Here is a 26,508-nt window from a genome sequence, read left to right as displayed (position 1 = left end):
TCGGCCGAGACCGACTACGCCGGGTCCGACTCAAGCATGGTCTGAACGATAGTCTCGCCCGACCGATCGGCGCCATACGCGCCAAAAGATGATGCTCATAAACCGTATTGATGGCAGGAACGGGCCAGTACATGCGCGACTCCTCGCGTATGACGGGTAACCCCAATTGCGCGGGTACCGCGACGCCATACACGCGATTTATGCGTCGTATATTTTTTACGTGATGGCGAGAGGGCACAGGCTCGCACTATCGTGCTTCTGAACGACTGGCGCGACACCGCAACGACGGTGTGTACGAACTGGCGTTTTGATCCCTCACTCGCTAGCGGAGACCAATGAAAAAGACCCTTGCCACCCTCGCCGCGCTGAGTAGCGTCAGCGTCGTCGCTCATGCGCAGCAGAGCATCACGCTATACGGCATCGTCGATGCCGACCTTAACTACATCAATCATGTCGGTGTCGCGCAGACTCCGGCCAGCGCAGGCCACCCGGCGACCCTCACGAACAGGTCGCTGCTGAGCCAGAGCGGCAATGGCTACCAGGCGAATCGCTGGGGTCTGAAAGGCAGCGAAGACCTGGGCGGCGGAAACAAGGCCTTTTTCCAGCTCGAAAATGGCTTCAGCATCAATACCGGCGCGTTCGCCGCGAGTGGTAGCGAATTCAATCGGCAGGCTTTCGTCGGACTGTCCAATGCGCGCTACGGAACGGTATCGCTCGGTCGTCAATACGACGCTATGTTCGACCTGGTGGTGCCGTACGGCCCCTGCTTCTATTTCGGCAGCTACGTGTCGGACTACGCGGGCGACATCAGCGAATACGATGGCTACGCGCGGGTGAACAACGCAATCAAATACCGCACGCCGACGTTCGGCGGGGTCACCGGCGAGGTGCTATACGCACTCGGAGGCGTGGCGGGTTCGCTGAGCCAGCAGGGTACGTTGAGCGCAGCGCTTCAGTATGACAACGGTACGGTCGGCGTCGGGATCGGATACCTGCGTTCAGACAATTCCGATTCACCCTCCAACACCTGGAACGGTACCACCGCGGGCAACTTCGCCAGTTCAGTCACCTACGGGTTCGCCGGTGCGAAGCGCGTTCAATTGGTCGACATCGCCGGTGTCTACCGTTTGAACGCATTGTTGCTCGGCTTGAATTACGGCTATGTCAATTACACGCCATCTGGGGTGTCGCTGTTCAAACGCACGCTAACCTATAACTCGGTCGGTGCCAGCGCCTTTTATCAGATCACCCCGGAACTCGGCTTAGGGCTAGGATGGAACTACACGCGCGGCACCTCGATCGACGGCATCGCGTCGCGTCCGTACTATGAGGCGTTCACCGTCAGCAGCAACTACAACCTGTCGAAACGTACGATGCTGTATGCGGCCGCATCCTATCAAGCGTCAGGCGGCAAAACGCTCGACGCCTACGGCAACATCGTCACCGCGACCGCGTCAATCGGCGATTCGGCCACGGGCTTCTCGTCGGGTTCGACCTCGCAGTTCCTGGCACGCATGGGCATTCGTCATCTGTTCTAGGGCGCTGGGCACACCAGCCAAACGATGCTGTGTACAAAATATTGGCCGCCTCGATTTTTATTAATATTTTAGTTATGCAAAAAAACTCCGCGAACTTAGATACCCTTCGTTTAGCTGTTCAACCCGCCTCGTTCGAGATCGATTCGATCACCCGTCGACAGTCGTTTCGTAACGCGATGTCGCGTCTGGCTGCCGGCGTCAACATCGTGACCACCGATGGGCTAGCCGGTCGCGCCGGCTTTGCCGCCACTGCGATATGCAGCGTGACCGATACTCCGCCGACACTGCTGGTCTGTCTGAATCGGAACTCGTCCGCCTTCGCCGCTGTGAATGGCAATCGCACTCTGTGCGTAAACGTGCTCGACGACAGCCATGCCGATCTGTGCCGGCTATTCGGCGGCGGCACGCCGCTCACGCAGCGGTTCAGTTCGGGGGCGTGGGGAGTCGGCGACGGCGGCTGTCCGCGGCTCGACGGTGCGCTGGCGTCGTTCGACTGCCGTATCACTTCGATGACCTCGTGCGGCACGCATGTGGTGCTGTTATGCGAGGTGAATACCGTGATTACCCACGAGGGCGGCTCCGCGCTGATTTACTTTGCTCGGGGATATCATACCTTGGCGGCCTGCCAAACTGACACGAGTTCGTCATAAGTACGCTCGTTGGGAGATATCGAACACGCCAACGTCGCGAGCGCAGCGCTCACTACGGCCTTGTCAGGTTGAAGGTGGCGCTGGGTAGAATGGCGGAAGGAAGAAGAACCCCTCGCCGTATCACGGCTTCCGTTTTCCGGCTGCGATCCTCAGCGGTGCGGCGCGCTGGTACCACCGCTTGAACGTGAGCCTGCGCGACATCGAGGAATTGCTGCTCGAGCGCGGCGTGACTGTTACGTACGAGTCGGTGCGCAACTGGTGTGATCGGTTCCGCACGATGTTCGCCTGCCGGGTGAAAGCGGTGCGGCCGCGCACGGGCACGAGGTGGCATCTTGATGAGCTGTTCGTGAAACTGCGCGGTGAGCCTATGTCTTGTGGCGCGCGGTGGATGAGCACGGTGTCGAACTAGATATGCTGCTGCAAAAGCACCGCGGCAAGTCCGCTGCAAAGCGCTTCCTAACAAAGGTGCTGCGCCCGTACCCGGCGCCGCGCAAGATTGTCACTGACGAGCTGCGCCGCTATCCGGCGGCAAAGGCCGATGCGCCGGCGTGAGAGCCAGATGCAGGGTTTCCGTGATCCGCAGCGCACACAGTACTTTCTGTCTTGCTTCGGCACGCTCCGTCGGCACTTCGCGTTGCCCCGGCACACGAGAGAGCAGGTGATCATCGCGCCTCACTGCGGGCACGCCTGGCCAGCCGGTTACAGCACTTTCGGGTCGACCAGCAACTGCAACGGGGTACGTTCCGGCTGAAATGCGCGATTGCGAGCCTCGCGCACGAGTTCCTCACCGAGCGCGTTCCGCTGCGCGTGCGTAAGCGACGTGGCACCTGCCGGGCGGTGAACAGATACCACAGGCCAATCTGGCCGATCACGCTGTTGAACCCTCCTTCGACGACGAACATGTCTGCCAGCCATGCAGGCCGGCAAGCCCGTCGAGTTCGAGCAACGCGCGTACACCGGACCACCGAAAATGAATGTGAACGACAAACCAGCATTCGCAGTCTTATCCGGTCGCGGGCGGGAATGCTTTTCGAGGATGCCTACGTGCCTCGCGCGAACTGCAGACAGTCACCTTGACTCTTTTGAGCGGTAGTGTGTAACCAAAAAGTCCCGAAACCACTTGTGCCCTTCATCGTCATGGGTCCGCGCATGCCAATAGAGGGAAATGGGGATCGGAGCGATGTCCAGAGGCGGTCTATGAACCCTCAAAGGCAAGATCCGTTCGCCGAAGCGCGCCAGCCGTTCGGGAACAGTAGCAATGAGATTGGAGTTTGCAACAACAGAAAGCAGCGGCACGAAGCTGGACTGCCGCAGCGCTACACTTCTCCTTAAGCCTTTCGCCTGCAGTGCCTGTTCTATCGGACTCGAATACATATCCTTGTCGAACGGGAAGACCTGCGCGTGCGGCAACGTTATATACTCGTCCAGAGAAAGGAAATCGCCCCGCACCCCACTGTGTCCATCCCGCGAGATACACATGTACCGCTCTGTCAACAACAACCGCGTATATAAGCTGGGTGCAGCGCTAGGGATGCAGCCAATTGCCAAATCAATTTCGCCCTCGCCCATCAGTGCGTCGAATCTCTGCAATGGAGGCCTCGAGACGATCGTTGCGTTTGGGGCGACGATTGCCAAAGGCGTGATCACCTCCGGCAACAGGATCTGCTCCACAAAATCCGTCCCGATGATGGTGAAAGCACGGTGGCTTTCCGCCGGATCGAAGTGGCCCGGTGTCGACAAAAGATTGTCTATTTGAAGGAACACCCGGTCTAGATTTTCGAGCACCATTTCTGCACGCCGAGTCAGGCTTAAACCGCCCCCGGTCCGGACAAGTAAAGGATCCTGAAATACTTCCCGCATTCTCGCCAGCGATGCGCTCATGGCTGGCTGTGTAATTCCCAATTTCTCAGCTGCCCGCGTCACATGCCGCTCCAGTAGCACTTCACGCAGAGCAACAAGCCGATTCAGGTCAATTTGGCGCAGATTCATTCGACGAGCGTATCATGGTGGAGCCTATGGGCTACTATCAAATTCAGCTTTGCAAATGATGTGCTGAGTGCCTGATCCAAGAGGCCGCTTTCAGAATATCCCAATATGGGTGCAGCTCTCTTACACCGTCGCCAGGCCAGTGCAACGTCCGGGATGAGGCGGCACAGCCGGTGTAGACTGAAATCTCGACCTCGCTGACGCAGAGAACAAGATGGGTGCGATTACGGGGAGTTTTGCGCGGATGCCAGCATGCTCCTGCGCGACCAGCCGTGCGGAACTGCCGCTCGGCTGTTGCAACACGTCATCGCATGGGGAAACGGTCGCAACATTGTTTGCGCCTTTCTGCTTGGTGACAATGAAACGTTGATCGAGGAAGAGTTTGATCCGTTCCACCTCCAATGGCATGATTGGTCCGAGGCTTTTCAACGCTGGCGCGTTGTGCCCGAATTCGAACGGTTCGACGAGACCGGGCACTGGATCCGCGAGCCGCCCCCTTTCGAAACGGGTCATGTCGACTGGGATGCCGGGCAAGCGGCCGTGCAGGCGAACGGCAGGCCTGCGCCTCGCGGGCTGAAAGGCGCGCAAGAACCACTACCTATTTCGATCGCCGACCAGTTTCCCGACCATACTACCCTTCCCCGCTGCTCGCTCCGGTGCGAGCCCGACGATCCGTATTGCGGCGCAGGTAGCAATATTCAGTATATTCGGTCGCGATGGATACAAGAGACGAAGGAATTGTCAATTTACTGACGCGAGTATGCACAGACATAGTATTGGTAGGACTCCTTTCGATAAGGGTGAGATTTCAGCCGGCTCAGTGACGGTCAACCGGAACCGGCTGGCCAGGCGTGCCCGCAGTTATGCGCGATGATCACCTGCTCTCATCGTGTGCCGGGGCAACGCGAAGTGCTGACGGAGCGGGCCGAAGCAAGACAGAAAGTGCTGTGTGCGCCGCGGGTCACGGAAACCGTGCATCTGGCGCTCACGCCGGCGCATCGGCCTTTGCTGCCGGATAGCGGCGCAGCTCGTCGGTGACAATCTTGCGCGGCGCCGGGCCACCTTCAACCTGACAAGGCCCGTGATACATCCCGCGCAACCCGTACTCACCAATCGGGAAAGCAGTTGACCACGTGCATGACCCGCAGCATCGCCTACGCCTTGGCTCATCACGCCGACCACGGCCATCAGGACCGCTCCGGAGTGCGTGCACCACACCGGCCAGCATCCGGAAGGCCGAACGCGTGCTCATTTCACGCGCCGCGCCTTCGCGCCGCACCAAATCCGTACTGGAAAGGACGTTCCCGACCTCCCGGCGTGGCGATATGCCAGGACAGTGGGTACTGGGCTAGCTATCAGGGAAGAGAAAGTCATGGACAACATGACACGTGTCGGCGTGAATCTGTGAAGAACGTCATCACGCGGCCTGACGGAGCCAGTTGCCACATCAACCGGTGGTTGTCGCCAACAAGCTCGCGAGAGTCCGGTGGATAATTCTGGCCCCAGAGCAATCGCACGATCCGGGTATATGGGGCCGCGCCCCGGAACCGCGGCGCCCACACACCGCAACCGGGCAACCGGACAGATGAACAATCTGGCGTCTAACCGTTGGCCACAAAAGGGAACCCGACACACGAGGACTCAACAGGCATAGCCGACAAGGCCCCAGGCGCTTCATCGATTTGCCGCATTCTGGATCGACCTCCAGTTGCGCGATCGGGGCCTGGCCACGGCAATGTTAGTGCTCAGCCAGGTCGCCCATATGCGCTCACAACTCTCGCTTAAAGAAGCGTTCGAGCTCCCGGGCACAATCCACCATTTCAATCCCCATCTGCTCAAGCTTCTTCTCTGGAAGAAGCTTCGGGGGCCCCCCGCATACGAAGCTCAAGACGTTGTCCCGGTTCAGGTCGAGCGCCACCGGTACAGCAACCTCACTTAAGTGTGGCTTCCATTCGGCTTGTTCAAAGCAGTAACCGTTCGCGGCAACCGAGCGCAACGACCGGTCAATACTTTTGCTGATTGAACGCCAGCCGTCCGTATGTTGGGTGCTCATTTTCTCCAGCAAGAGTGTTCTGGCTGCAGGCAACAATCCTGCGAGGTATGCATGACCAGACGCTGTCTGCGCAATCGGTACGCTTGCGCCCACCCAGGCGCGCAGTTGAAAACCCGGGTCATTTTCCATGGCCTCGACAGTGGTCATTTGGAAGCGGTCTCGCATGGCAAGAAGCAGGGTAGTACCGGGGGGCGCCGAAAGTCTCTGCATCAGCGGGCGTATCTGCAAGCGAATATCAAGCCGAGACAAAAAAATATGCGCAAACGAAAGTACGCCAGGCGCAAGAAAGTATCCGCCCGACTTCGGATCGATAGCGACGTAACCCATGTCGGCAAGCGCGTGAATCAGACGGGAAACCGTCGCCTTCGGCAAACCCGTGCGTTCGGCGACTTCCTTGTTTGCCAGTGGGCCATTATCAGACGAACGAAACGCCTCAAGTACTCGGATTCCACGCACCAAGGTCGCAGCGGCGCGCGTTTCAGCCAGGTCAGAGCCCCCATCATCTGCGTGTGCCTTTCCGGCGACTGGTTCGGATTTTGACGATCTTGGCATGTCTCTCTGACTCCCGGGGCCGGCCCACATGGGCCTTCTGGGCGCCCCGTTTTCGAATTTACTCTATGGAAATTGCTGCTGCGATAGCAACTGAGTAGTATGCCACAACACAGTCTGTATGCCATCCAGATGTTGCGGCACAAAAAGGAGGGACCCTGCCGCGGCAAAGCGCGGCTCACATAGCGTAGATTCGAGCCCCCTGGAAAAGCTCGGCCAGCTTAGAAGTCGTGCGTAATTCCAAGCCCCAAATAAACCGAAGACCTTGCCCCGGTCGCCAATGGAGTCCCTGTGTCGAGCGCAGATCCCCAGGCGTTAAACCGCTCATAGATTGAAACGAGCTGAACTGATGTACGTTTTGATAGCAAGTACGTCGGCACAAGATAAAACTTGTCGGCAACCTGGTCAGGCAAGCCGTCCTGTGTGCGCTTGCCATGATAATAGGCCACAACCAGTTCGCTCGTCGGGGTCACAAACCAGTCTGCGCCTGCTGCATACACCTGGGTTTTCATGTTCCGGTATGGCTGTGCAGGGGTCGAGAGGCCGCTTTCGATCCTGTTCTCTGTGTAACTGGCCTTGAGTGTGAGCGTGCCGATCTTGTATGAGAGGCCTCCGGCGACTGCCCGGAACGGAATGCCGGTCGCATCCTTGTACTGCATGTATGAACCGCGAACGGAAAGTGCGGCACCATCGTAACCAAGCAAGAAACCATATGCGCTGTTTGCAGAGAAGTTTCCTGGCGCCCCACCAAACGCGTACAAGGCACCACCACTCAGGCCGTTCCCGGCTTTAAAGACATATTTGGCTGCGTTATCCACACGGTCCAGACTCGCTCCGGATACACCTGGATTTGGGCCGAAATTATTCTGGATGACAGTTCCGGGCCCTCCGAGATAGCCAAACCGGACATTCATATTTGTGGCAGCGGCTCGCGCGCTCAATGGATCCACGACGTAGAACGTGTCTGCGAGCGTATTGACCTGTCGGCCGAACGTTAGACTACCCCACGTGTTGCTCGTCACTCCGACAAACGCATTGCGATCGAAGAGCTTTTGCTGACTGGCTTGTGAGCCCGAATTCACGACGATCGTGGATGCCATATTGAAAATCGTAGACCACCCTCCACCCAGGTCCTCACGACCACTGATACCCCAAAGCGATGGGAGCCAAACACTGGAGTTCATGGCCTGAACCGTTCCACCTGGTGATCTGTTCGTCTGGTTCACAAGCCCGGTATCCAGCCGCCCAAAAAGCGTAATGCCAGAGTTCACATATTGCGCATTTGCAATGCCAGACCATAAACCGATTATTAGCAATGCTAATTTGCTTACCATTTCCGTCTCCTTCATACTTTTTTTAATGAACTACAGCTACATCACGATCTTTTTAAATTGATTCCCTTCTACCTCTATTCAGCGCGACCCCGTCGACCTACAATGGTTGATGGTGACGATTAAATTGTCGAATCCTTTCCAAGATAAAACACGAGACTGCGCAATGCATATGCCAGGCAACCCATCGCCAGATAGGAGAGCATCAGCATGAAAAGTGGTGCGCAGAGTCCATAGATCGTTGTCGTCCAGACCAAGATGAGGGGCAGAGGACCGCCAAACGCCGCGACTCCAACGTTATATGCCAATGCGTATCCTGTCTGGCGTACCGCCGTTGGAAACATCGATGAAAGCAGTCCGGGAATCGGGGCGACAACCGCGCCACTGGCGATTGCAACTGGGACGATTGCCCAGATCAACGCTTGCGGATCACCCCCCAACGCCCTGAGGTTGCTGAATAGCCACGCGCTCGTCAGCGCTGCAACCAACGCCCCGATTCTCATTGTTTTCGCCCAACCGAACCGGTCGTACAGCAAGCCCCAGACCGGCAGGGAAATCATGATGCCCACCACGGAAGACAAACTGGCCGCAAGAGAATCGGCATGTGTAATACCCATTTGAGTTTCAAGCAGTGACGGCCAATATTGAAAATAGATTACATTTGTTATCGTCATGGCAAAAATCGCTAAAAATCCGAACAAACACGATTTTTGATGATCGCGAATGACGCTCCTGGTCGGCGTCGTGCAAATGTTCGCCGTTCGACTTCTCATCTCGACGAATAATGGCGACTCTTCAAGCGACTGGCGCAGGTATCCTGACATCAATCCGAACGCACCACCGATCAGGAAAGGGACACGCCACGAAAGAGACGGGAAATCGGGGACAACGGAGGCGATGAAATCTGCAACCATTGCTGCAGCCGTGCCAAGGAGAAAACCACCGTATGCCATTGACTGGAGAACCCCCCCGGCAAACCCGAGTCTCCCCGAACGTGCGTGCTCGGATACAAACACCGCCGCAGAAGGAAGTTCCCCGCCGACAGCACAGCCTTGGAGCACCCTCAGCAGAAGGAGTAACAGCGGAGCACACCAGCCGATGCTAGCGTACGTGGGCAACAGGCCAATCAAAAGAGTCGACGCTGACATTAGCGTCACCGTAAAAATGAAGAACCGCTTTCTTCCGAATCGATCAGCGTAGTGGGCGATAACAAGACCGGCCAAAGGCCTGATCACAAAGCCGATCGAATAGATACCAAAGGTTTGGGCTAGACGAAGACCACCTGATAGCCCGGCGGGAAAGAAAGCTGCGCCGATCTTGGTCGCCAGGTAGACGTACACGACAAAGTCGTAATACTCGAGCATCGCACCAAGCGAAGCCAGGGTGAGATTGCGTCTAAACCTTCCGATACCCTCTCCTGCCGCGGCAGGATCGTCTGGCCTGCCAAGCTCCGCCCGGGCGTTCGGCAGTGAGGCCTTTGATGAGTCCTGGATCATGTCGTGTCTCCTGTAACCTCTTATGAAACTTGCGTTTTATATGTTGGAACTCCGTTTCACTCGAGAAACGATGGTATTCCGCGTTTGGTGCACTGTCAATCAGCGAACACATCAAGGCATGGTTCGTGTGCCGCCCGTTGCTCCGGTGAACTGATCGCTTCCTCTCGGTCGATTCGTTCGAACACATACCGACACTTTTCCTGATCACCGTCTTGCTTGTGCCGGACGGGGCTGCTGAGCCTCAAAATCCGCGACGCCGACAGCAAAGCATGCGAAACCGGGTGCGCCGCCATCCATTCGTAACTCCTGTCGACGCACGACGATCGCGTTGACAGCACCCGTTTCAACGCTCTAAGATAAAAAAATAAATATGAAACGTTGTTCCATTTAATGAAACATGAACTGGGTGCCACCATGCTTGAAGTACGGATCATTGCCTCTGGGCTGCGTTTTCCCGAAGGTCCTGTTGCACTGCAGGACGGGAGCGTGCTTGTCGTCGAAATCGAGCGGGGAACATTGACCAGGGTTTTGCCAACCGGAGAAACGCACGTCGTTGCCAATCTGGGTGGGGGGCCAAATGGAGCCGCCATTGGGCCGGATGGTCGCTGCTATGTTTGCAACAGCGGCGGCTTTATGTTCCACGAAATCGACGGTGCAACTTTACCGGGGCTCACGCCTGCCGATTACACAGGCGGCTGGATCGAAGCGGTTGATCTTGAAACAGGCGTGCGCGAAGTTCTCTACAGGAACTGCGGCAATAATTCCCTTCGTGGTCCGAACGATATCGTTTTTGATGAACATGGCGGATTCTGGTTTACCGACACGGGAAAGGTCACGGCACGGCAACGTGATCGTGGTGCGGTGTATTACGCTCGCACGGACGGTTCGATGATCAGGCAGGTCATTTTTCCGTTGGACGGGCCAAACGGAATCGGCCTGTCCCCCGACAATCGCACGCTGTACGTGTCCGAAACGTGGACTGGACGCGTCTGGTCCTATGAAGTAACCGGCCCTGGCGAAATACGGAAAACCGTTGGCGGAGTGCCGTGGGAGCGGGGCAGCCTGCTTGTAGGTCTTGGAGGCTACTCAGTCCTTGACTCGATGGCAATCGACATTGAAGGCAATGTCTGTGTCGCAGACATCCCTTATGGCGGAATCACCGTCATTTCACCTTCAGGTGAGGTCATCGAACGACACCCACTGCCCGACCGGTTCGCGACGAATATCTGTTTCGGTGGGCCGGGACTTCGTACAGCGTACATCACCCTCTCGTCAACCGGAAAGCTGGCGTCAGTCAACTGGCCTCGCGCAGGGCTGCCGTTGCACTGGCTCAACCGGACAGAGCATCCCGTCGCTGAGTGCGATCAGATTGACCACCCGTCCGGGTCACGAGCGTCTTGAGGTTTGTCGGGATTCCCGGCCGGACGTAGGTGTTTGAAAATTATGACAGGAGGCAAAAAATGGATATCAACGGAAGAACTATCCCATGGCAGAACCTGGATCAATTGATCCGCGAGAAGGCGGCGAAGCATGGAGACAAGGTATTTGCTGTGATAGACGGAGACGACCTGACCTATCGGGATCTGGAGATCACTTCACGAAAAGTCGCATTTCGTCTCCTTTCAAAGGGCATCAAAAAGGGGGATCGAGTTTCGACCCTGCTATTCAGCTGCACGGAACTTATCATCACCTGGTTTGGCGTCGCCCGAATGGGTGGAATCTGGACACCGCTCAACTCGGGACTTGTCGGCGCTGATCTTGAACACACGTTGCGCGATTCGGGTGCGAAAATACTCGTGACCGATACCGAAGGCTTGGACAAGATTGAGCGCCTCGACCCGGAACTGCGGCACCAGTTTTCGACGTACTGCATCGATGGCGGGCGGCGTGGCTACGCCTCGTTTGCCGAACTGCTTATGGGTGAAGAAGCCGACCAGCCTCTGCCCGTGGTCGCCGCAGGAGACCCCGCCGTCATCCTGTACACCGGTGGGACCACCGGGCTCCCCAAAGGGGTGGTCCTGTCATCCATTTCGCTCATCTACGCCGGCATTCGGTACGGCGAGGCCTTTGATGTGCGCCCCAATGAACGACACTTTACGACTCTGCCCCTATTTCATGCAATCGCGGTTCAGATGGCTTTGGTCGGCCCGTTGATGTACGACATGACAACTGTGATCGATCGGCGTTTCAGCGCATCGAACTACTGGCAGCGAGTGAGGGAGACCCGCGCGAATGTGATCGACCCCATCGGCGCAATGCTGACCATGTTGTGCCAGCAGCCCGAACACGCGCAAGACGCCCAACATGATGTAAGAGTCGCGATCGGGGTGTGGAACCAAATTCCGGCAGAAATTCCGGCGTTGTTCAAGCAGCGTTTCGGCGTTCCAATGGTTGATGTCTATGGTTTGTCCGAAGGTGGGGGAGCATTGATCACCACCAACCGGCTTTCTGACTACACAGCTGGTTCCAACGGAAAATGCCACGGCTGGTACGACATTGCCATTGCCGATGAGCACGGCATTCCAGTGCCCACCGGCGAAGTTGGAGAGCTCCTGCTGCGACCGCTTTACCCCCATCTGTGCATGATTGGCTACCACAATGCGCCACAGAAGACGCTGGAATCCTTTCGCGATCTGTGGCTGCATACCGGAGACCTCGCGCGTGTTGACGCCGATGGCAATATGTTTTTTGCTGGGCGTATGGCGCACTGGATACGGCGCCGAAGCGAAAATATTTCCGCATATGAGATCGAGGCCGTCTTGAGGAACCATCCAGCGATAGCGGACGTAGTAGTGGTTGGTGTCCAGGCCGAAATTGGCGAAGACGATATAAAGGCCTTCATCATACCCATTCAGGGCGAGCGCCCCATCGCTGCCGAGCTTGTTTCATGGTGTCGAGAAAAGCTTGCAGCATTCAAAATCCCTCGCTACATCGAGTTTATCGATGCGTTTCCCCGTTCTTTGGCCAAAGGCGAAATCGAACGCGGGGTACTGAAGAAAATGGCGCATGACAATGCGTGGGACAGAGAAAAGGAGGAACACGTGGTAACCCGGAACTCGCGACGCTAAGCTCGGTCCATTGACAGGGCATGGATAGCAATGGCTACCTTGATCGCAACCGCGGCTCACGGCTGCGACCTCAGCGGCACGTCGAAAGCAGCCGGTACCCACACCGGACGCGGGTTACTGGCTACCACGGTTACTGTCCGCCCGGCGTTGTCTGCAGCGCCGGTGGCATGCAAGGTGCCATTGTCCCTGCCCCATTGATATGCGAAGCGCTGTCAGCGCCCTGCCTGCGCGCAGCGCTTCCTGCAGAAGTGGTGACCGTACCAATCGAGGATTTCGAAAAATCCGGAAACTCCGTGGTCGATGTGCGACGCATACGTCTTGTTCCGGGCATGCAGGGACCTGCCGGTATCGGTAAGTGCCTGCAACATCTGGATCACTTGAACGTGCCGATCCACTTTATATCGACGACGCGCATGGACCCATTTGCGGGCGTCCACATCAGTCCATTCCAGACACGTATCCGAGTCGTGCCCGCTAGACAGGTTGCCGGGCTACATTTCGCGGTCTTCGCCATGCTTGTACTCGTTCATGCAGCCCCGGTACCTCATGGCCCCTGACAGACTAGCAATTCCGACGCCGTTTCAGCAGTTTTTTCAACATCCGAAGAGCAAATGGCCGGGCTGAACGGAAACCCGTCGACGAGATGCCGCACTGGCCCCTCATGAGGACACCCGCCCCGGGAATGATCAAGATCGTTTGCAGGATCTGGCAGCGGACCACCATGTTCGATCAGGTCCCCATGAAAGATGCGACGGATGTAGAAGCAGTCGATCGCGCGCAGATTTCGTCAAGTAATTTTACACGCGACAATACTTGACGAATCGTGGCCTGCGGACTCACGCTACCAGCCACGCGCCCACGATCAGTCGGACGGAAGCGCCGAAATCAGTTTTGCGCTATTCGTGTGTCAGTCCGCCGGTCGACCGCGCGCGATGACCTCGCAATTCAGATCAGCACTGGCGCTGCCTGAACGAGTGCACTGCGAGGCCCCAGGTCTTGAGAGCTGTTGATCGCAATCCGGCCTGTTAAGCCGCGAGACGATTCAATGTCGCCCAGTGAACCGTCTGATGCGCCAATAGCTCCAGCTGACGCATGACGTTCTCATCCTTTGCGTTGCCGCCAACGAATGGTTTGTCACTGACGTTGAACGTGGCGCCGTACGGCGTATTCCATCCCCGCAGGCAATGGACGATCGAACGCAGTGTCGTCAACGTCGAGCCCAACGCCTGCGGTCCTTCCGCGCAAACGATCGTCCCGACGGAGCGACCCTCGAAATACGGACGCCGGTCTCCGCGTAAGTCTTCGACGTAGTCGAGCGCATTCTTCACCATCCCTGAAACGGAACCGTGATAGCCGGGCGATGAGATGATGATACCGTCGGCGCGCCGCAGTGCTTCGATCATCTGCGTCGCATGCGGGTGGCGTTCCGGCGAACCCGGATCGAATACCGGCAAATCGATCGAGGTGCCGGCAAAGAGCTCGGTCTGGGCACCATACTGGCGGGCGACCTGCAACGTGAGGCGTAGCGCCGTCTCTGAGGTTGAACCAGGTCGCATGGTGCCGCCGATTCCGACGATCAATGGTTGATCACGCGGAGCCGACGTCGATGCGCGACACTCACTGATCAATCCGGGGCGGGCGTCATTCGCTGTACTGTTCGTCATCTTTCACTCCTTTCAGGCGACATGAGCACGGGTCGTCGGTATCCGGTGCGCAACGCGCGGCAAGCCGAGATTGTCACGTAGCGTCTTTCCGTCATACTCGGTGCGGAACAAGCCGCGACGGCGCAATTCAGGCACAACCAGGCGCGCAAAGTCATCAAATCCCCCCGGATGATGAGAGGCCATGATGTTAAAGCCGTCGGCGCCTTCATTGATGAACCAGTTCTCCAATTCGTCGGCGATGTCCGTCGGCGACCCGACGATCGTATGAAGACCATGCGAGCCGATTTGTCGAATATAGAGTTCGCGTATTGTCAGGTTTTCGCGCCGGGCAGTCTCGACAAGGCGTTCGCGCAGGGCTTTCTGCTGGTTACTCGGGGGCAAATGTTCAGGCAGCGGGCCATCCACGGGATAGCTGCGCAGGTCGACCCCCATCAACTCTCCGAGCAACGACAGGCCAACCTCCGGATGAACAAGCTCAAGCAATTGCTCATTTTTTTCCTTCGCTTCAGCCGTCGTTTCGCCGATTACCGTGAAAACGCCAGGTAAAATCAGCAGGTGATCCGGATCGCGCCCGTTTCGCAGCGCGCGTTCTTTCAGGTCCTTGTAGAACATCTGCGCGCTGGCAAGACTGTCCGACGAACCAAAGATCACGTCCGCTATTTGTGCAGCCAATGCGCGACCAGGCTCGGACGCGCCGGCCTGCACGATCACGGGATGGCCTTGCAGCGGTCGCGCGACATTCAACGGACCTTTGACCGCGAAGTGTTCGCCCCTGTGGTTCAGGTAGTGCAGCTTGTCTGGATCAAAAAACAGGCCGCTCTGCTTGTCGCGCGTGAACGCATCGTCCTCGTAGCTGTCCCAGAGACCCTTCACAATATCGACGAATTCGTCAGCCTGACGATAGCGCGCATCGTGCGGAGCATGCTTGTCCCGATTGAAGTTCGTCGCGGTCGCTTCCACAGCCGAGGTGACGACGTTCCAGGCAGCGCGACCGTTGCTAAGGTGGTCCAGTGATGCGAATTTACGTGCAATATGGTACGGCTCGTTAAATGTCGTTGATGCGGTCGCAGCGAGACCGATATGCTCGGTCGCAACAGCCAACGCTGACAACAGGGTCAGCGGTTCGAATTGCGAAACGGAACGCGATGGATCGTGGCTCAACGCAGGTAGATCACGCTCATAGCCTCGTATCCCGTCGACGTCTGCGAGAAAGAAAAGGTCGAATTTCGCATTCTCGGCAGTGCGAGCGATATCCCGCCAGAACGCGAAATCCAGCTCCGCCCCAAGCGGAACCTCCGGTAGTCTCCATGCCCCCTCGTGATGCCCGTTTGCCCGGACAAATACCCCCAGCTTCATTTGATCATTCGGCTTGCGCACTTTTTCCCACTCCCATCTCTAAACAAGCGTTGAATAGTGTTGCTTCACCCAGCGAGCGGACGTCACGCTCAGAACAATCCTAGTCGGCTGGGAATAAGCCGAATAGACAGACAGTGTCGATCGCGATAAAAAGCATTGAATCCATTGCAACAGGCGAGTGATGAAACTGCACCAGCTGGAAGCCTTGATCGCGTTGGTTGACGCCGGTAGCGTGCGCGCGGCCGCGCGACAACTCGAGATCACCCAACCTGCGATGACTGCCCGGATAGTCGAACTGGAACGCGAGGTAGGTGCGTCGTTGGTCAATCGCACGTCACATGGCACGTCGTTGACCGAAGCCGGCCGCGCGTTGTTCGCTCACGCCAAAGCTATCGGCAATCATCTGCGACGGGCAGAGGAGGAAATCAGTCAACTGACCGACATGAAGATCGCGACAGTCTCTGTCGGTGCTTCACCGCTTGCTGCCATGGAGCTCCTTGCGCCGCTGATCGATAGCGTACAGGGTATTGAGAAACGCATTCAGATTCATGTCATTGAAGGACAATTCCACGAAATGTCTGTTTCGTTGCGCGAAGGTGCACTCGATATGGTTATCGCACCGCTACCGGTCGAAACCGGATCACACAATATTTACCATTTCGAGCAGCTCGTGGCGTACCCGCTGTATGTGGTCGCGAGGGTCGGACATCGTTTCGAACAATGCACCAGCGTTGCCCAGATCGCCGAAGCGCAATGGATCGTTGGCGCAACGACCACACTGCGACGCTCAACCCTTGAGGAACTGTATCTACAGTATGATCTCGGGCAACCTGTGATTGCGGTACGGGCTGACGCCGTAACCATGGTTCAGGCGACCGTGGCAACGAGCGAACTACTCGCACTGTTGCCACAACCGATGTTTGTCAATTGGGAAAACATCACCGCACTGCCGATTCGGGAGCCGATTCGCTCGATGCACCTAGGGTTGATTACGCTCGCCGGGAGTCCACTGCCGCCTGCCGCCGGGCGTCTGGTGACGCTGATTCGGGCGCGTTCGCGAGTGCTCGCGAACGCGTTAGCGCTGAAACGCGGCGCGTAGTTAACGCGCGCCAGGAGATTCGTATCCGCGATTTGATAGCACTGCCGTCGCGGTTGTATTTACTCAGAACCTGTGGCGAATGCCCACAATCGTTGCGACCTGACTGGCGGTCGAAGATGCCGACAACGCATTGATGTTCGCGACCGCCATGTGACCGGTCGAGTCTGTGCCACTCGCGCGCTGATAAACGCAGTCGAGGTAAAGGTCAGTGCGCTTCGACAGAAAATAGTCGGTCCCCACAACCACCTGATTGTAGTGCGCCTCGTTTACACCGTAGCCGCGCGTGTAGTCGTAGGCTGCGCCAACCAACCAGAACGGCGTGATCTGGTATTTAAGGTTGAACTCAACATTATGGAATTTGGCCGTACCCGCAGTAACCTGACCTGCCGCAACGACCGGGGTCGTACCAAGGTTTCGAAATTGCGTATTGCTGTATGTCGCGCCAAGCGTTGCTGAGCCGAGCGTGTAGGAACCTCCGGCCGAAATCACCTCTTCGGATCCCGCCGTCGCATAGCCAGATATGACCGTCGATCCCCCCATGTTTGAGCCGCTCGCACTGGATGCAGACATATTGCCATACAGCGAGAAATTCGGGTTTTTGACGTTCAAATACGCTACGCCTAGCGCAAATGGCCCGTTGCTATAACCGATCCCCCCGGAGAAAATCTGATTTTTGCTGAGTTGTCCCGCGACACCACCAAAACTGTATAGCGCCCCAAACTTCAGGCCCGCATAGTTAGCGCTTGTGTACTTGACAGAATTGTTGATCCGGTTCGTGTTGTTCATGTTGTCGAGATCGCCCGGGTGCGCTCCGAAATAGGTCGCCCATTGTGTCCCGACTTCGAATGGCCCGGTGAAGTCGACAACTGAATCATACTGACGACCCAGTGTCAACGAACCATAGTCGGAGGAAATCCCGACATATGCCTGGCGACCGAACAGGTCACCACCTTGTGCGAGTCCACCGGTATACATGTTGAAACCGTTTTCGAGTACGAACACCGCCCTTAATCCGCCTCCAATATCCTCGCTTCCACGCAATCCCCAGCGATTCCCCTGAAGATTGCCTGCTCCGGTGGTGTAGAGCGGATGACCCTTCGAGTTATTGTTGTAGATGAAACCAGCATCGGCGACGCCGTACAATGTCACACTGCTCTGAGCCTGAACGACGCACGTGAACGATCCAAGTACGGCAGCGGTCACAAACCATTTCATATGTTCTCCTTAATATTTGTATCAAGTTTTATTTATGACTTTTTTTGTCGACAGGATGCCGACGACTACGGGTAGCAGACGTTGGGGCAGCGGGAGTGTCGTCGACCGTGTAAGCCCGGTCGTCTATGAATCGCTGACAGTGGAAACCAGCTCACGTGGCAGCGTCAGGATCAGGATGCAGCATGCCAGCAGCGAGGCACCGAGCACGTACGTGCCGTCGGTCACGCTACCTGTCATGTTTTTGACGACGTTGGTGATCATTGCCCCGGCAATGCCAGACAGACTCCCGATCGAATTGATGAGCGCGAGTCCAGCGGCGGCCGCAATGCCCGACAACAACTGTCCAGAGAACGACCAGAACAGCGGAATGATTGCCATGATGCCTGCCGCCGCGACGGTAATCAGCAGCATCGACAATGGCAGATTGCCGGCGAAGCGCGCACTGAGTATCAACGCAATGCCGGCTACCAGAGCCGGGACTGCAGCATGAAAGCGCCGCTCCTGCGTCTTATGCGAGTGAATGGCGTTCGCGATCATCGCGACGCCGGATACCGCGTATGGAACTGCAGCGAGCAGTCCAACGTGGAATGCATCTTTCAGGCCGCTCGCCTGGATGATTGTCGGAAGCCAGAACGACAATCCATAGAACCCGGTCAGCATTGTCAGCGAGATTAGCGCCAACGTCCACATTCCACGACTCCTCAAGGCGGCGCCAAAGTCATGGATTTTCTTGCTGTGTTCGCGTTGCAGGATGCCTTGCCAAAAGTGCTTTTCTTCCTCACGCAACCATGTCGTCGTCTCGATGCTTTCGGGAACCGAAAGGAACACGACGAACCCCAGGATGACCGATGGCACGGCCTCCACCAGCAGCAGCCATTGCCAGCCTTGATATCCGAGGACATCGTGCATGTTCTGCAGGATCCAGCCCGACAGCGGGTTGCCGATGCATAGGCTTATCGGTAGCGACAACATGAACGCAGCGAAGACGCGACTTTGCCGTTTCACCGGGAACCAGTTGTTCAGCAGGTAAAACACGCCAGGCCCGAATCCAGCTTCGCACACACCGAGCAGGAACCGCAGGATGTAGAACATCGTCGATACACGCGTGTGGAAGAAGTCTGCGAGCGGCTGGACGTACATCAACGACGCTGAGACCAGTCCCCACGTGATCATAATCCGGGCGATCCATTTACGCGCACCGACCCTATGCAACACGACTCCACTCGGGATTTCGAATAAGACATAGCCCCAGAAAAGAATGCTTGCACCCAAGGCATAGATGTCATCATCCAGATTCAGGCTGCTCAGCATTTGAAGCTTGGCAAAGCCTATATTCACACGATCCAGATACGACACGATATAGCAGGCGAAGAAAATCGGGATCAGCCGCCAGAAGATTTTCCGATACGTGGGTGCTTCCAGCGGATGTGCGCGAACATCGCCAACGATTGGCGCATGCGACATGTCTAGCGATGGTTCCTTGATGTCCATCGATGTCTCCTATGGCTTTCTAGTTTTTTTAGTGGCTCAGCGTAGCGCGGCGCGAATCTCGGCGTTATGTTCGCCGAGGATAGGTGCGGCACGAAATGACAGTGATCGCTGCCCGTCGAACTGCGCAGCAGTACGTATGGTCCGAACCTCGCCGTGCACCGGATGCCGCCCCTGGACTTCGAGTTGCAGATGCTGTGACTGAGGATCAGCGAGCATTTCTCCGAGATCGTAGACAGGTGCAGACGGGACGTCCAGCTCGACCAGGCGCTTCAGCCACTCGGCGCGCGTCCTGGTCCGGAATACGCGGTCGAGCTCGTCACTGAGCTGTGAATGGTTCTCGATTCGCAGCCTGCGGTTCGCGAAACGACTGTCATCAGCAAGCTGCGGGCGCTCGATCGTCTCCAGCAGATTGGTCCAGAACTTCTCCGGTGATGACAGATGCAGCGCCAGCAGGCGGTCGTCCGCGCATCGAACCACGTACGATTGCGATAACCGCGCGCGGCCGTACGCGCCCGGAGTGCGTCCGGCGAAGTGCTGGGCGAACGGCTCACAGCAAAGATACGTCATCGCCTCAAGCATCGATACCTCGACCAGCCGCCCCCGGCCGGTCGTCTGCCGTTCGTGCAGCGCCGCGAGGATCGCATGCGAGGCTGTCAAACCGGTGACCGCATCCGCGAGTGCGGGGCCAGCGATCCGGGGGCTGTCCGGATCAAGCTGCATGCTCAGGAAACCACTATAGGCCTGCGCAACGGTGTCATAGCACGCGTGCTCGGCATAGGGACCGGTGGGACCAAATCCAGTGATCGAGCAGTAGATCAGTTTAGGATTGAGCTCCATCAGCCGTTCCGGACCCACGCCGAGTCGTTCGGCGATACCTGGCCGGAAGTTCTGAACGTAGACATCTGCCCGGCCAATCAGTTGGTCGAATACGTCACGATCTTCGAGCTGTCGCGTATCAAGCGTGATGCTGCGCTTGTTGCGATTGCAAGATTGAAAGTGAGGCGCGTACAGGCCGCCCTCAAAGCTGCGAAACGGGTCTCCGCCGTCAGGTCGTTCCACCTTGATCACGTCCGCACCAAGGTCGCCTAGCAGCATCGTTGCGTGAGGTCCGGTGATAAAACCACCCTGCTCCACGACGCATATGTCTGATAATAGATTAGGATAACTCATTATTTTTGCCTTCGGATTCCAATATTTGAATCGTGCAACGGTGTGTTAAGTCGCGTCAGTCGGCTGCGACGACGCATCCTGATAACTGATCACTGCCTCCCCGGCGTGGGCCATGGCGAAGCCGATCGGGTTTGCTGCTTCCTCGAGCAAATGGGCGACAAGGCTTGCGGTTCGTGCAAGTAGCGGAATACCCTTCATCGCCTTCATCGGAAAGCCAACATCAAGCAATACCGCGGGAATCGCACCGGACACATTGACAGCGAGCGTGCGGCCATACGCTGCGGGCATCTGCGTGACGATTTCGCGCAGCGCAGCAACGTGAGCTCCGGCAACGCCGTGCCTGTCTGCAAGGGCAAGCAGACGGGTCGCGCGCGGGTCTTCGTCGCGGTGAAGCGGATGGCCAAAGCCCGGGAGCGGGGTACGTGTTTCACGCATGGCCGCAAGCCTGTTACGGACTACTTCCGCGAGCGGACTACTGGTATCGGCAGCCTCGGACACAAGCTCCGAGAACAGACGGCCGGCCGTCTCGGAACTGCCAAGGACCACTGACCCGCAGCCGAGCAATCCAGCCGCAACTGCGCCTTGCCAGGCATCCGGCGCAGCGGCGAGCGTCATCCGGGCTGCCGCGACTGATGGAACCAGTCCGTGTTCGGCGACGGATACCAGCGCGGCGTCGATAAACAGGCGTTGCATCTCGGTTGGCCGTACGCCGGTCAACAGAATATAAAAGAGTTCGGTCAGGCCGACGTTGCCGATCAGGTCGGCGCTAAGATCGTAACCGCGCACGGTGATCCGGTCGGCTGTCGCGGTCGCGATTGCTGAAGAAAGCGTCCCCTGCTTGCCAATACGCATTGTTGTCTCCTGTCTGGAATAGTGAAGAAACGCGCACAAAATCCGGTGCCGCGGACATTGCGTCGCCCATCTGGAAGTGCTACAATTTCGCTAGGCGAAAATAACTTCGCTGTGTGATAAATAATGATCCCGAGGGGATGTCATGTCAAGCGAAAAGGACAATCGCGAGTTCGTCACCGCGCTCGCGCGTGGGCTGGACGTCATTAAGGTTTTCACACGAGAGCGGGCCGAACTGACGCTTAGCGAAGTCGCGTCGTCCTCTGGCCTGACGCCGGCGACTGCGCGACGCTTTCTGCACACCCTGCAGAGCCTGGGCTATGTCACCGCCAGTGGACGTCGTTTTCTGCTAACCGCGCGGGTACTGGATTTGAGCGCACCATATCTGGCGTCGATGAACCTGCAGGAAGTCGCGCAGGACCACCTGCAGGATGTTGTCGCTGCGACTGGCGACAGTTCGTCAGTGACAATCCTCGACGGCACTGAGGTCGTCTACATCGCAACGGTAACGGCGAAGCGCGCCGCTCGCCACGCGGCGCATCTCGGCACCCGCTATCCAGCGTTTGTCAGTTCGACCGGCCGGATCCTTCTCGCCTTCCAGGACCTCGACGCACAGAAGGCGATCCTCGCTGAGAGCCACTTGAAGAAGTTCACCGAGAAGACTGTCACCGACGTCGAGGCGTTGCTTCAAATTTTCGCCGATGCAAAGAAGAACGACATCGTTAGCGTCGAAGATGAGTTTGACTATGGCGTCGTATCAGTTGCGGTGCCGATCAGGAGCGCGCAAGGCGCAGTAATCGCCGCGGTTAATTGTTCCACCTCGCCGTCCCGAGTCAAGCGCGCGGAAATGTTGAAGACGCGCGAACCCATCCTCCGCGATGCCGCGCGAAAGATCTCAGATGCGCTACGCCAATACCCCATGCTGGTGCACTCGATCCTGGCCGAGCGGCAGGGGTAGCGAAACGCGTTCGGTCGCAGCGGCAATGGAACACTGGCGATGCCTGCCCACTGGTTCCAGCGGACACAAAGGTTCCAGAAACCTGTGTTGACGCGTTGCTTGACATATTCGCGTACGCAGGGCACGACGCTTGCCACTGCAAGCCGGGTGTGCAGACGCTCTGCGCGCGCCGGCCACAAACGCCTCGCCGCGAACGCTGAAAGCGACATCTCGTGCGAGCCCGGATTGCTTGTCCCCAGGCGCGGACGCCACCGTGAACGAACCCTCAATTTGTTGGCTTCAGACCAACTGTTCCATCAGCAGTTTCGAGACGATGGATAGCGTCTCAAGGTCACGGTACACGATCTGCAATGCGCGCTCGGCCCAAGGCTCATCAAGCGCAATCTTGACAATGTCCGCCATCCCGTCCGGGATGCCGACTTCCGGTAACAGGCCAATACCTAAACCCGCCGCCACCATGTTTCGTACCGCCTCAAAGCTCGTTACCTGTATGCGCAATTTCAGGTGCCGTCCGTTTAAAGCTGCAGCACGTCGACTGAGTGTATGTATCGACGAACCGTCCTGCATGCCGACGATGTCCTCTTTCAGCACGTCTCCGAACGACAGGCTGCGACAGCGCGCGAACCGATGGTTCCTCGGCACAACGACAAACAGCCGGTCACTTCGATACGGAACGCAGACTAGTCGTTCCTGCCGATCTGTCAGCGCGCAGATGCCAAAGTCGACCATACCGCTTTCCACCATACGGATGACCGCGTCACTGGTCTTCTCAATGAGATCGATCTTGATTGCGCTATTCGCTTTCAGAAAACGATGCAACACTGCAGGCAAATAGTGGACCATTGCAGTCAAATTGACCGACAGCCGTACATGGCCTCTCACCCCATTCGTGTACTCGCTCAGTTCTCCCTCAGTCTGACGCAACTGCTCCAGAATGCGCTGCGTGTGACGGTAGAGCGTCTGCCCTGCAGCGGTAGGATGGACGCCACGGCTATGACGCTCGAAGAGTGGCGTGCCAGCGTTGCACTCGAGCTCGGCAATGCGCCGGCTGACTGCAGACGCCACGATATGCATGGCGTCAGCGGCCGCGGCGATACTGCCTTTTTCGACCACGGCAGCAAAGAGCCTCAGCGAATCGAGATCGAAGCGCATAGATTATCCTGATAGCTCGCCTGGACTGTACATATTATTGGCGCACTCCAGCCATCACGATACGACATGGCTGCGGTGCCGAGAAGGCACTGGCGTGCAAACCGCACGACCGATAGCATGCGTCCGGATTCCTTCTCTGGCCCGGATCACGCTGACGACACGCTACTGGTCGACGAATCATAGTGCATCCGCCCCGCACGGGACTGTCTATTTTTAGGTTTGCCAACCTGCGATGCCTCAAACTCTGTTCGAAAAGATCTGGTTACGACATGCTGTTCGCGAGAACGACGATGGCTCCACGCTGCTATATATTGATCGCCACCTCGTGAACGAGGTCACCAGCCCACAGGCCTTCGACGGTCTTCGGCTGGCGGGTCGCGGTGTGCGACGCCCTGGTTCGGTGCTCGCCATGTCCGACCACAACGTGCCGACTACGGGTCAACGTATCAGTGCGAACGCCATCGCCGACCTCGTCGCCCGCGCGCAGGTCCTTACGCTGGAAGCGAATTGCCGCGACTTCGGTCTTGCTGCACTCCCACTCAATGATGTCCGACAAGGCATTCTGCATGTTGTCGGACCCGAACAGGGACTGACACTGCCTGGTACAACGCTGATATGTGGCGACTCCCATACAAGTACGCATGGTGCATTTGCGACGCTTGCCTTCGGGGTCGGCACGTCTGACATCGAACATGTGCTCGCCACCCAGTGTCTGCGACTGCAACGCATGAAAACCATGCGGATGACAATCGACGGCGCGCTGGCTGAAGGTGTGACCGCAAAGGATGTGGCGCTTGCGATGCTTGGCGCATTTGGCACCGCCTTCGGGACAGGCTACGCTCTGGAGTTCTGTGGTACCACCGTTCACGCGATGAGTATGGAAGCACGCATGACGCTGTGCAATCTGTCAATCGAGGCGGGTGCGCGTTGCGGCATGGTGGCCGTCGACGATACAACATTGGACTATTTGCATGAACGCCCGCTCGCGCCACAAGGAAGGCAATGGGACAGGGCCGAGGCTTTTTGGCGCACGCTGCGAAGTGACCCAGAAGCGGCGTTTGATTGCGAACTGACGCTGGATGCCACTGCAATCCGGCCACAGGTGACGTGGGGCACTACGCCCAGCATGACGTGTACCGTTGACGATGTCGTACCCAATCCCGAACATGAGGCCGATCCCGTCAAACGCGCCGGCATGCGCGACGCGCTGACGTACATGGGCCTCGCTGCCGGTGCGCCGATTAGGAGCATTACACTGGATAAAGTCTTCATCGGTTCGTGCACAAACGCACGCATTGAAGACCTGCGCGACGCCGCGCGCATCGTGCAAGGCCGCAAGGTTGCAGGCAGTATTGTTCAGGCGCTTGTCGTACCCGGCTCCGGACTCGTCAAACGTCAGGCGGAGCAAGAGGGCCTTGACGCCATCTTTCGGGAGGCCGGCTTCGAATGGCGCGAGCCGGGCTGCTCAATGTGCCTCGGCATGAACGACGATCGGCTCAGTCCCGGCGAGCGATGTGCCTCCACGTCAAATCGCAACTTTGAGGGTCGCCAGGGGCGCGGCGGCCGCACGCACCTGGTAAGCCCCGCAATGGCGGCGGCCGCTGCAATTGCAGGACACTTTGTCAACATTTCTGAACTTCCCTGAATTCTCGCGTATGCAGGCCTTCACCACAATTGAGCGGCTAGTCGTTCCGATCGACCGACCAAATGTCGATACCGACGCGATCCTGCCAAAGCAGTATATGAAAATGATGGGGCGCACAGGCTTTGGAGCCTATCTCTTCGACGAGTGGCGCTATCTCGACACCGCTGAGCCCGGTGACGATTGTTCGACCCGCTCCCGGAACCCCAACTTCGTCCTTAACCTGCCTCGCTACCAGGGTGCTGGCATTCTGCTCGCGAGGGCGAACTTCGGTTGTGGGTCGAGCCGGGAACACGCAGTATGGGCGCTTTCCGAATGGGGAGTCCGCGCGCTCGTGGCGCCCAGCTTTGCGGAAATTTTTCGAAACAACTGCCTGAAGAATGGCCTGCTGCCAGTTGCCCTGCCTGAAACGCTGATCGATGAACTTTTCAACGCCGTTGAGCACGTTCCGGGATACCGCCTTACGGTGAATCTTGTCGATCAGTTCGTACGGAGACCGGATGGCAAAGAGCATGTTTTCGAGATCGATCCGTTCAGCAAAGCCATGCTGCTTGAGGGACTTGACGAAATAGGTTCTACGCTTCTCCATGCGCTCGACATTGATGCGTTCGCGCGCCAACGGCTGGCGGACGAGCCCTGGCTTGAGAAAGTGCCAGTCGCATCCCGATCCCCGTGCTCAGCGGGCAAGACCGCGGACTGGACAGATTGATAGAGGCCGGCAACTCCGCAGAGCACACACGGCCGACGCAGGCTCCGAGCAATACGCGCGACTCACGCCGCACTCCCCCTCCCCCAGTGACGGCCATGTTGGCGGGACGATCACGATGCGTCTGAACGCGCTGTTTAACGACGTCCTGTCTCATCACTCTGCGGTACCAGACCAGTGTCGGAAACGGTGTCCCCGGGATTGGCCAGTCTCCCTGCGGTCAGCTTCACTCGCCAGCGCGTCAGATATTCCATGGACAGAGGTCCGATGCAGTTCCTTGAATCCGGGCGCGAAGGTAGTGCGCAACATGGCCGCCCCTTTTTCCAACCCTCGCCGATAGGGGTCCTTTTTTCGCTCTCGAGTGAAGGGAATCTCACCCGTCAGCTCGTAAGTACGGCACGCATACCCTTCACCAGGAAGCGTAGCGGCTGTGGCTTCGGCGGCGTCAGATAGCTGTATCGCGGTAATCCGTGCGTTCTTCGTGGCGCCAAGATAAGTACCACGGGTCAGCGCATGTGAAAGCTGCTCCATGGAG

The 26,508-nt window shown here is 57.6% G+C and carries 20 protein-coding genes and 2 pseudogenes; 10 read left to right on the top strand and 12 right to left on the bottom strand.

The window, feature by feature from the left end; all coding sequences use genetic code 11:
* The first annotated feature begins 335 nt into the window (after positions 1 to 335).
* From C7401_RS31165 to C7401_RS31155, 3 genes and pseudogenes are all read left to right on the top strand, one after another.
* Positions 336 to 1,538 carry a porin gene (locus tag C7401_RS31165; protein WP_112175250.1) on the top strand — a complete coding sequence of 401 codons (1,203 nt, stop codon included), beginning with the start codon at positions 336 to 338 and terminating at the stop codon, positions 1,536 to 1,538.
* Between the two features lie 29 nt (positions 1,539 to 1,567).
* Positions 1,568 to 2,188 carry a flavin reductase gene (locus C7401_RS31160; RefSeq protein ID WP_258397298.1) on the top strand — a complete coding sequence of 207 codons (621 nt, stop codon included), beginning with the start codon at positions 1,568 to 1,570 and terminating at the stop codon, positions 2,186 to 2,188.
* Positions 2,189 to 2,333: 145 nt separating this feature from the next.
* A pseudogene (locus tag C7401_RS31155) lies at positions 2,334 to 2,939 on the top strand (IS6 family transposase).
* A 317-nt stretch (positions 2,940 to 3,256) separates the two neighbouring features.
* Here C7401_RS31155 and C7401_RS31150 read toward each other — a convergent pair.
* On the bottom strand, positions 3,257 to 4,177 hold the full coding sequence (locus C7401_RS31150) for a LysR family transcriptional regulator (protein ID WP_112175249.1): 921 nt from the start codon (positions 4,175 to 4,177) through the stop codon (positions 3,257 to 3,259).
* 249 nt (positions 4,178 to 4,426) lie between these two features.
* Between C7401_RS31150 and C7401_RS31145 the strand changes: the two genes are divergently transcribed.
* On the top strand, positions 4,427 to 4,927 hold the full coding sequence (locus C7401_RS31145; RefSeq protein ID WP_112175248.1) for a hypothetical protein: 501 nt from the start codon (positions 4,427 to 4,429) through the stop codon (positions 4,925 to 4,927).
* Positions 4,928 to 5,041: 114 nt separating this feature from the next.
* On the opposite strand, the pseudogene C7401_RS31140 reads toward C7401_RS31145, so the two are convergent.
* The 4 genes and pseudogenes from C7401_RS31140 to C7401_RS31125 all read right to left on the bottom strand — a co-directional run.
* Positions 5,042 to 5,243, bottom strand: a pseudogene (locus tag C7401_RS31140) (IS6 family transposase); the annotation flags it as partial.
* A gap of 699 nt (positions 5,244 to 5,942) precedes the next feature.
* Positions 5,943 to 6,779 (bottom strand): IclR family transcriptional regulator, encoded by an 837-nt coding sequence (locus tag C7401_RS31135; protein ID WP_181565739.1) that lies wholly within the window; start codon positions 6,777 to 6,779, stop codon positions 5,943 to 5,945.
* A gap of 218 nt (positions 6,780 to 6,997) precedes the next feature.
* A complete protein-coding gene (locus C7401_RS31130; protein ID WP_181565738.1) occupies positions 6,998 to 8,110 on the bottom strand; it encodes a porin in 1,113 nt (370 codons plus the stop codon).
* Between the two features lie 119 nt (positions 8,111 to 8,229).
* Positions 8,230 to 9,603 carry an MFS transporter gene (locus tag C7401_RS31125; RefSeq protein ID WP_112175245.1) on the bottom strand — a complete coding sequence of 458 codons (1,374 nt, stop codon included), beginning with the start codon at positions 9,601 to 9,603 and terminating at the stop codon, positions 8,230 to 8,232.
* A gap of 390 nt (positions 9,604 to 9,993) precedes the next feature.
* Between C7401_RS31125 and C7401_RS31120 the strand changes: the two genes are divergently transcribed.
* On the top strand, positions 9,994 to 11,004 hold the full coding sequence (locus C7401_RS31120) for an SMP-30/gluconolactonase/LRE family protein (protein ID WP_258397297.1): 1,011 nt from the start codon (positions 9,994 to 9,996) through the stop codon (positions 11,002 to 11,004).
* A gap of 59 nt (positions 11,005 to 11,063) precedes the next feature.
* A complete protein-coding gene (locus C7401_RS31115; RefSeq protein WP_112175243.1) occupies positions 11,064 to 12,671 on the top strand; it encodes an AMP-binding protein in 1,608 nt (535 codons plus the stop codon).
* 1,025 nt (positions 12,672 to 13,696) lie between these two features.
* Here C7401_RS31115 and C7401_RS31110 read toward each other — a convergent pair.
* Positions 13,697 to 14,335 (bottom strand): NADPH-dependent FMN reductase, encoded by a 639-nt coding sequence (locus tag C7401_RS31110; RefSeq protein ID WP_112175242.1) that lies wholly within the window; start codon positions 14,333 to 14,335, stop codon positions 13,697 to 13,699.
* A 12-nt stretch (positions 14,336 to 14,347) separates the two neighbouring features.
* Complete coding sequence (locus C7401_RS31105; protein WP_373864470.1) at positions 14,348 to 15,712, bottom strand: LLM class flavin-dependent oxidoreductase; 1,365 nt, start codon at positions 15,710 to 15,712, stop codon at positions 14,348 to 14,350.
* Positions 15,713 to 15,872: 160 nt separating this feature from the next.
* Here C7401_RS31105 and C7401_RS31100 point away from each other — a divergent pair, with 160 nt between their 5' ends.
* Positions 15,873 to 16,790 (top strand): LysR family transcriptional regulator, encoded by a 918-nt coding sequence (locus C7401_RS31100; RefSeq protein WP_112175240.1) that lies wholly within the window; start codon positions 15,873 to 15,875, stop codon positions 16,788 to 16,790.
* A gap of 63 nt (positions 16,791 to 16,853) precedes the next feature.
* Here the strand turns inward: C7401_RS31100 and C7401_RS31095 are convergent, their stop codons facing one another.
* The 4 genes from C7401_RS31095 to C7401_RS31080 form a co-directional block, all read right to left on the bottom strand.
* Positions 16,854 to 18,005, bottom strand: a complete 1,152-nt coding sequence (locus C7401_RS31095) for a porin (protein ID WP_112175239.1) — start codon at positions 18,003 to 18,005, stop codon at positions 16,854 to 16,856.
* Positions 18,006 to 18,128: 123 nt separating this feature from the next.
* Positions 18,129 to 19,469, bottom strand: a complete 1,341-nt coding sequence (locus C7401_RS31090; protein WP_112175321.1) for an MFS transporter — start codon at positions 19,467 to 19,469, stop codon at positions 18,129 to 18,131.
* A gap of 63 nt (positions 19,470 to 19,532) precedes the next feature.
* Complete coding sequence (locus C7401_RS31085) at positions 19,533 to 20,666, bottom strand: CaiB/BaiF CoA transferase family protein (RefSeq protein WP_112175238.1); 1,134 nt, start codon at positions 20,664 to 20,666, stop codon at positions 19,533 to 19,535.
* Between the two features lie 45 nt (positions 20,667 to 20,711).
* Positions 20,712 to 21,518: a citryl-CoA lyase gene (locus C7401_RS31080; protein WP_112175237.1), complete on the bottom strand. Its 807-nt coding sequence runs from the start codon at positions 21,516 to 21,518 to the stop codon at positions 20,712 to 20,714.
* Between the two features lie 142 nt (positions 21,519 to 21,660).
* Here C7401_RS31080 and C7401_RS31075 point away from each other — a divergent pair, with 142 nt between their 5' ends.
* Positions 21,661 to 22,473: an IclR family transcriptional regulator domain-containing protein gene (locus C7401_RS31075; protein ID WP_112175236.1), complete on the top strand. Its 813-nt coding sequence runs from the start codon at positions 21,661 to 21,663 to the stop codon at positions 22,471 to 22,473.
* A 279-nt stretch (positions 22,474 to 22,752) separates the two neighbouring features.
* Here C7401_RS31075 and C7401_RS31070 read toward each other — a convergent pair whose 3' ends face one another.
* Complete coding sequence (locus C7401_RS31070; RefSeq protein ID WP_112175235.1) at positions 22,753 to 23,625, bottom strand: LysR family transcriptional regulator; 873 nt, start codon at positions 23,623 to 23,625, stop codon at positions 22,753 to 22,755.
* 232 nt (positions 23,626 to 23,857) lie between these two features.
* Between C7401_RS31070 and leuC the strand changes: the two genes are divergently transcribed.
* Together leuC and leuD are read left to right on the top strand one after the other, a co-directional pair.
* Positions 23,858 to 25,270: a 3-isopropylmalate dehydratase large subunit gene (leuC, locus tag C7401_RS31065; protein WP_112175234.1), complete on the top strand. Its 1,413-nt coding sequence runs from the start codon at positions 23,858 to 23,860 to the stop codon at positions 25,268 to 25,270.
* A gap of 10 nt (positions 25,271 to 25,280) precedes the next feature.
* Positions 25,281 to 25,976, top strand: coding sequence for a 3-isopropylmalate dehydratase small subunit (gene leuD, locus C7401_RS31060; RefSeq protein WP_112175233.1), 696 nt, complete (start codon positions 25,281 to 25,283; stop codon positions 25,974 to 25,976).
* Positions 25,977 to 26,508 lie beyond the last annotated feature (532 nt).

The sequence above is a fragment of the Paraburkholderia unamae genome (assembly GCF_003268775.1).
Lineage (GTDB): Bacteria > Pseudomonadota > Gammaproteobacteria > Burkholderiales > Burkholderiaceae > Paraburkholderia > Paraburkholderia unamae.
The sequence above is the reverse complement of the archived record's forward strand: the minus strand, read 5'-3'. Positions and strand labels throughout refer to the sequence as shown.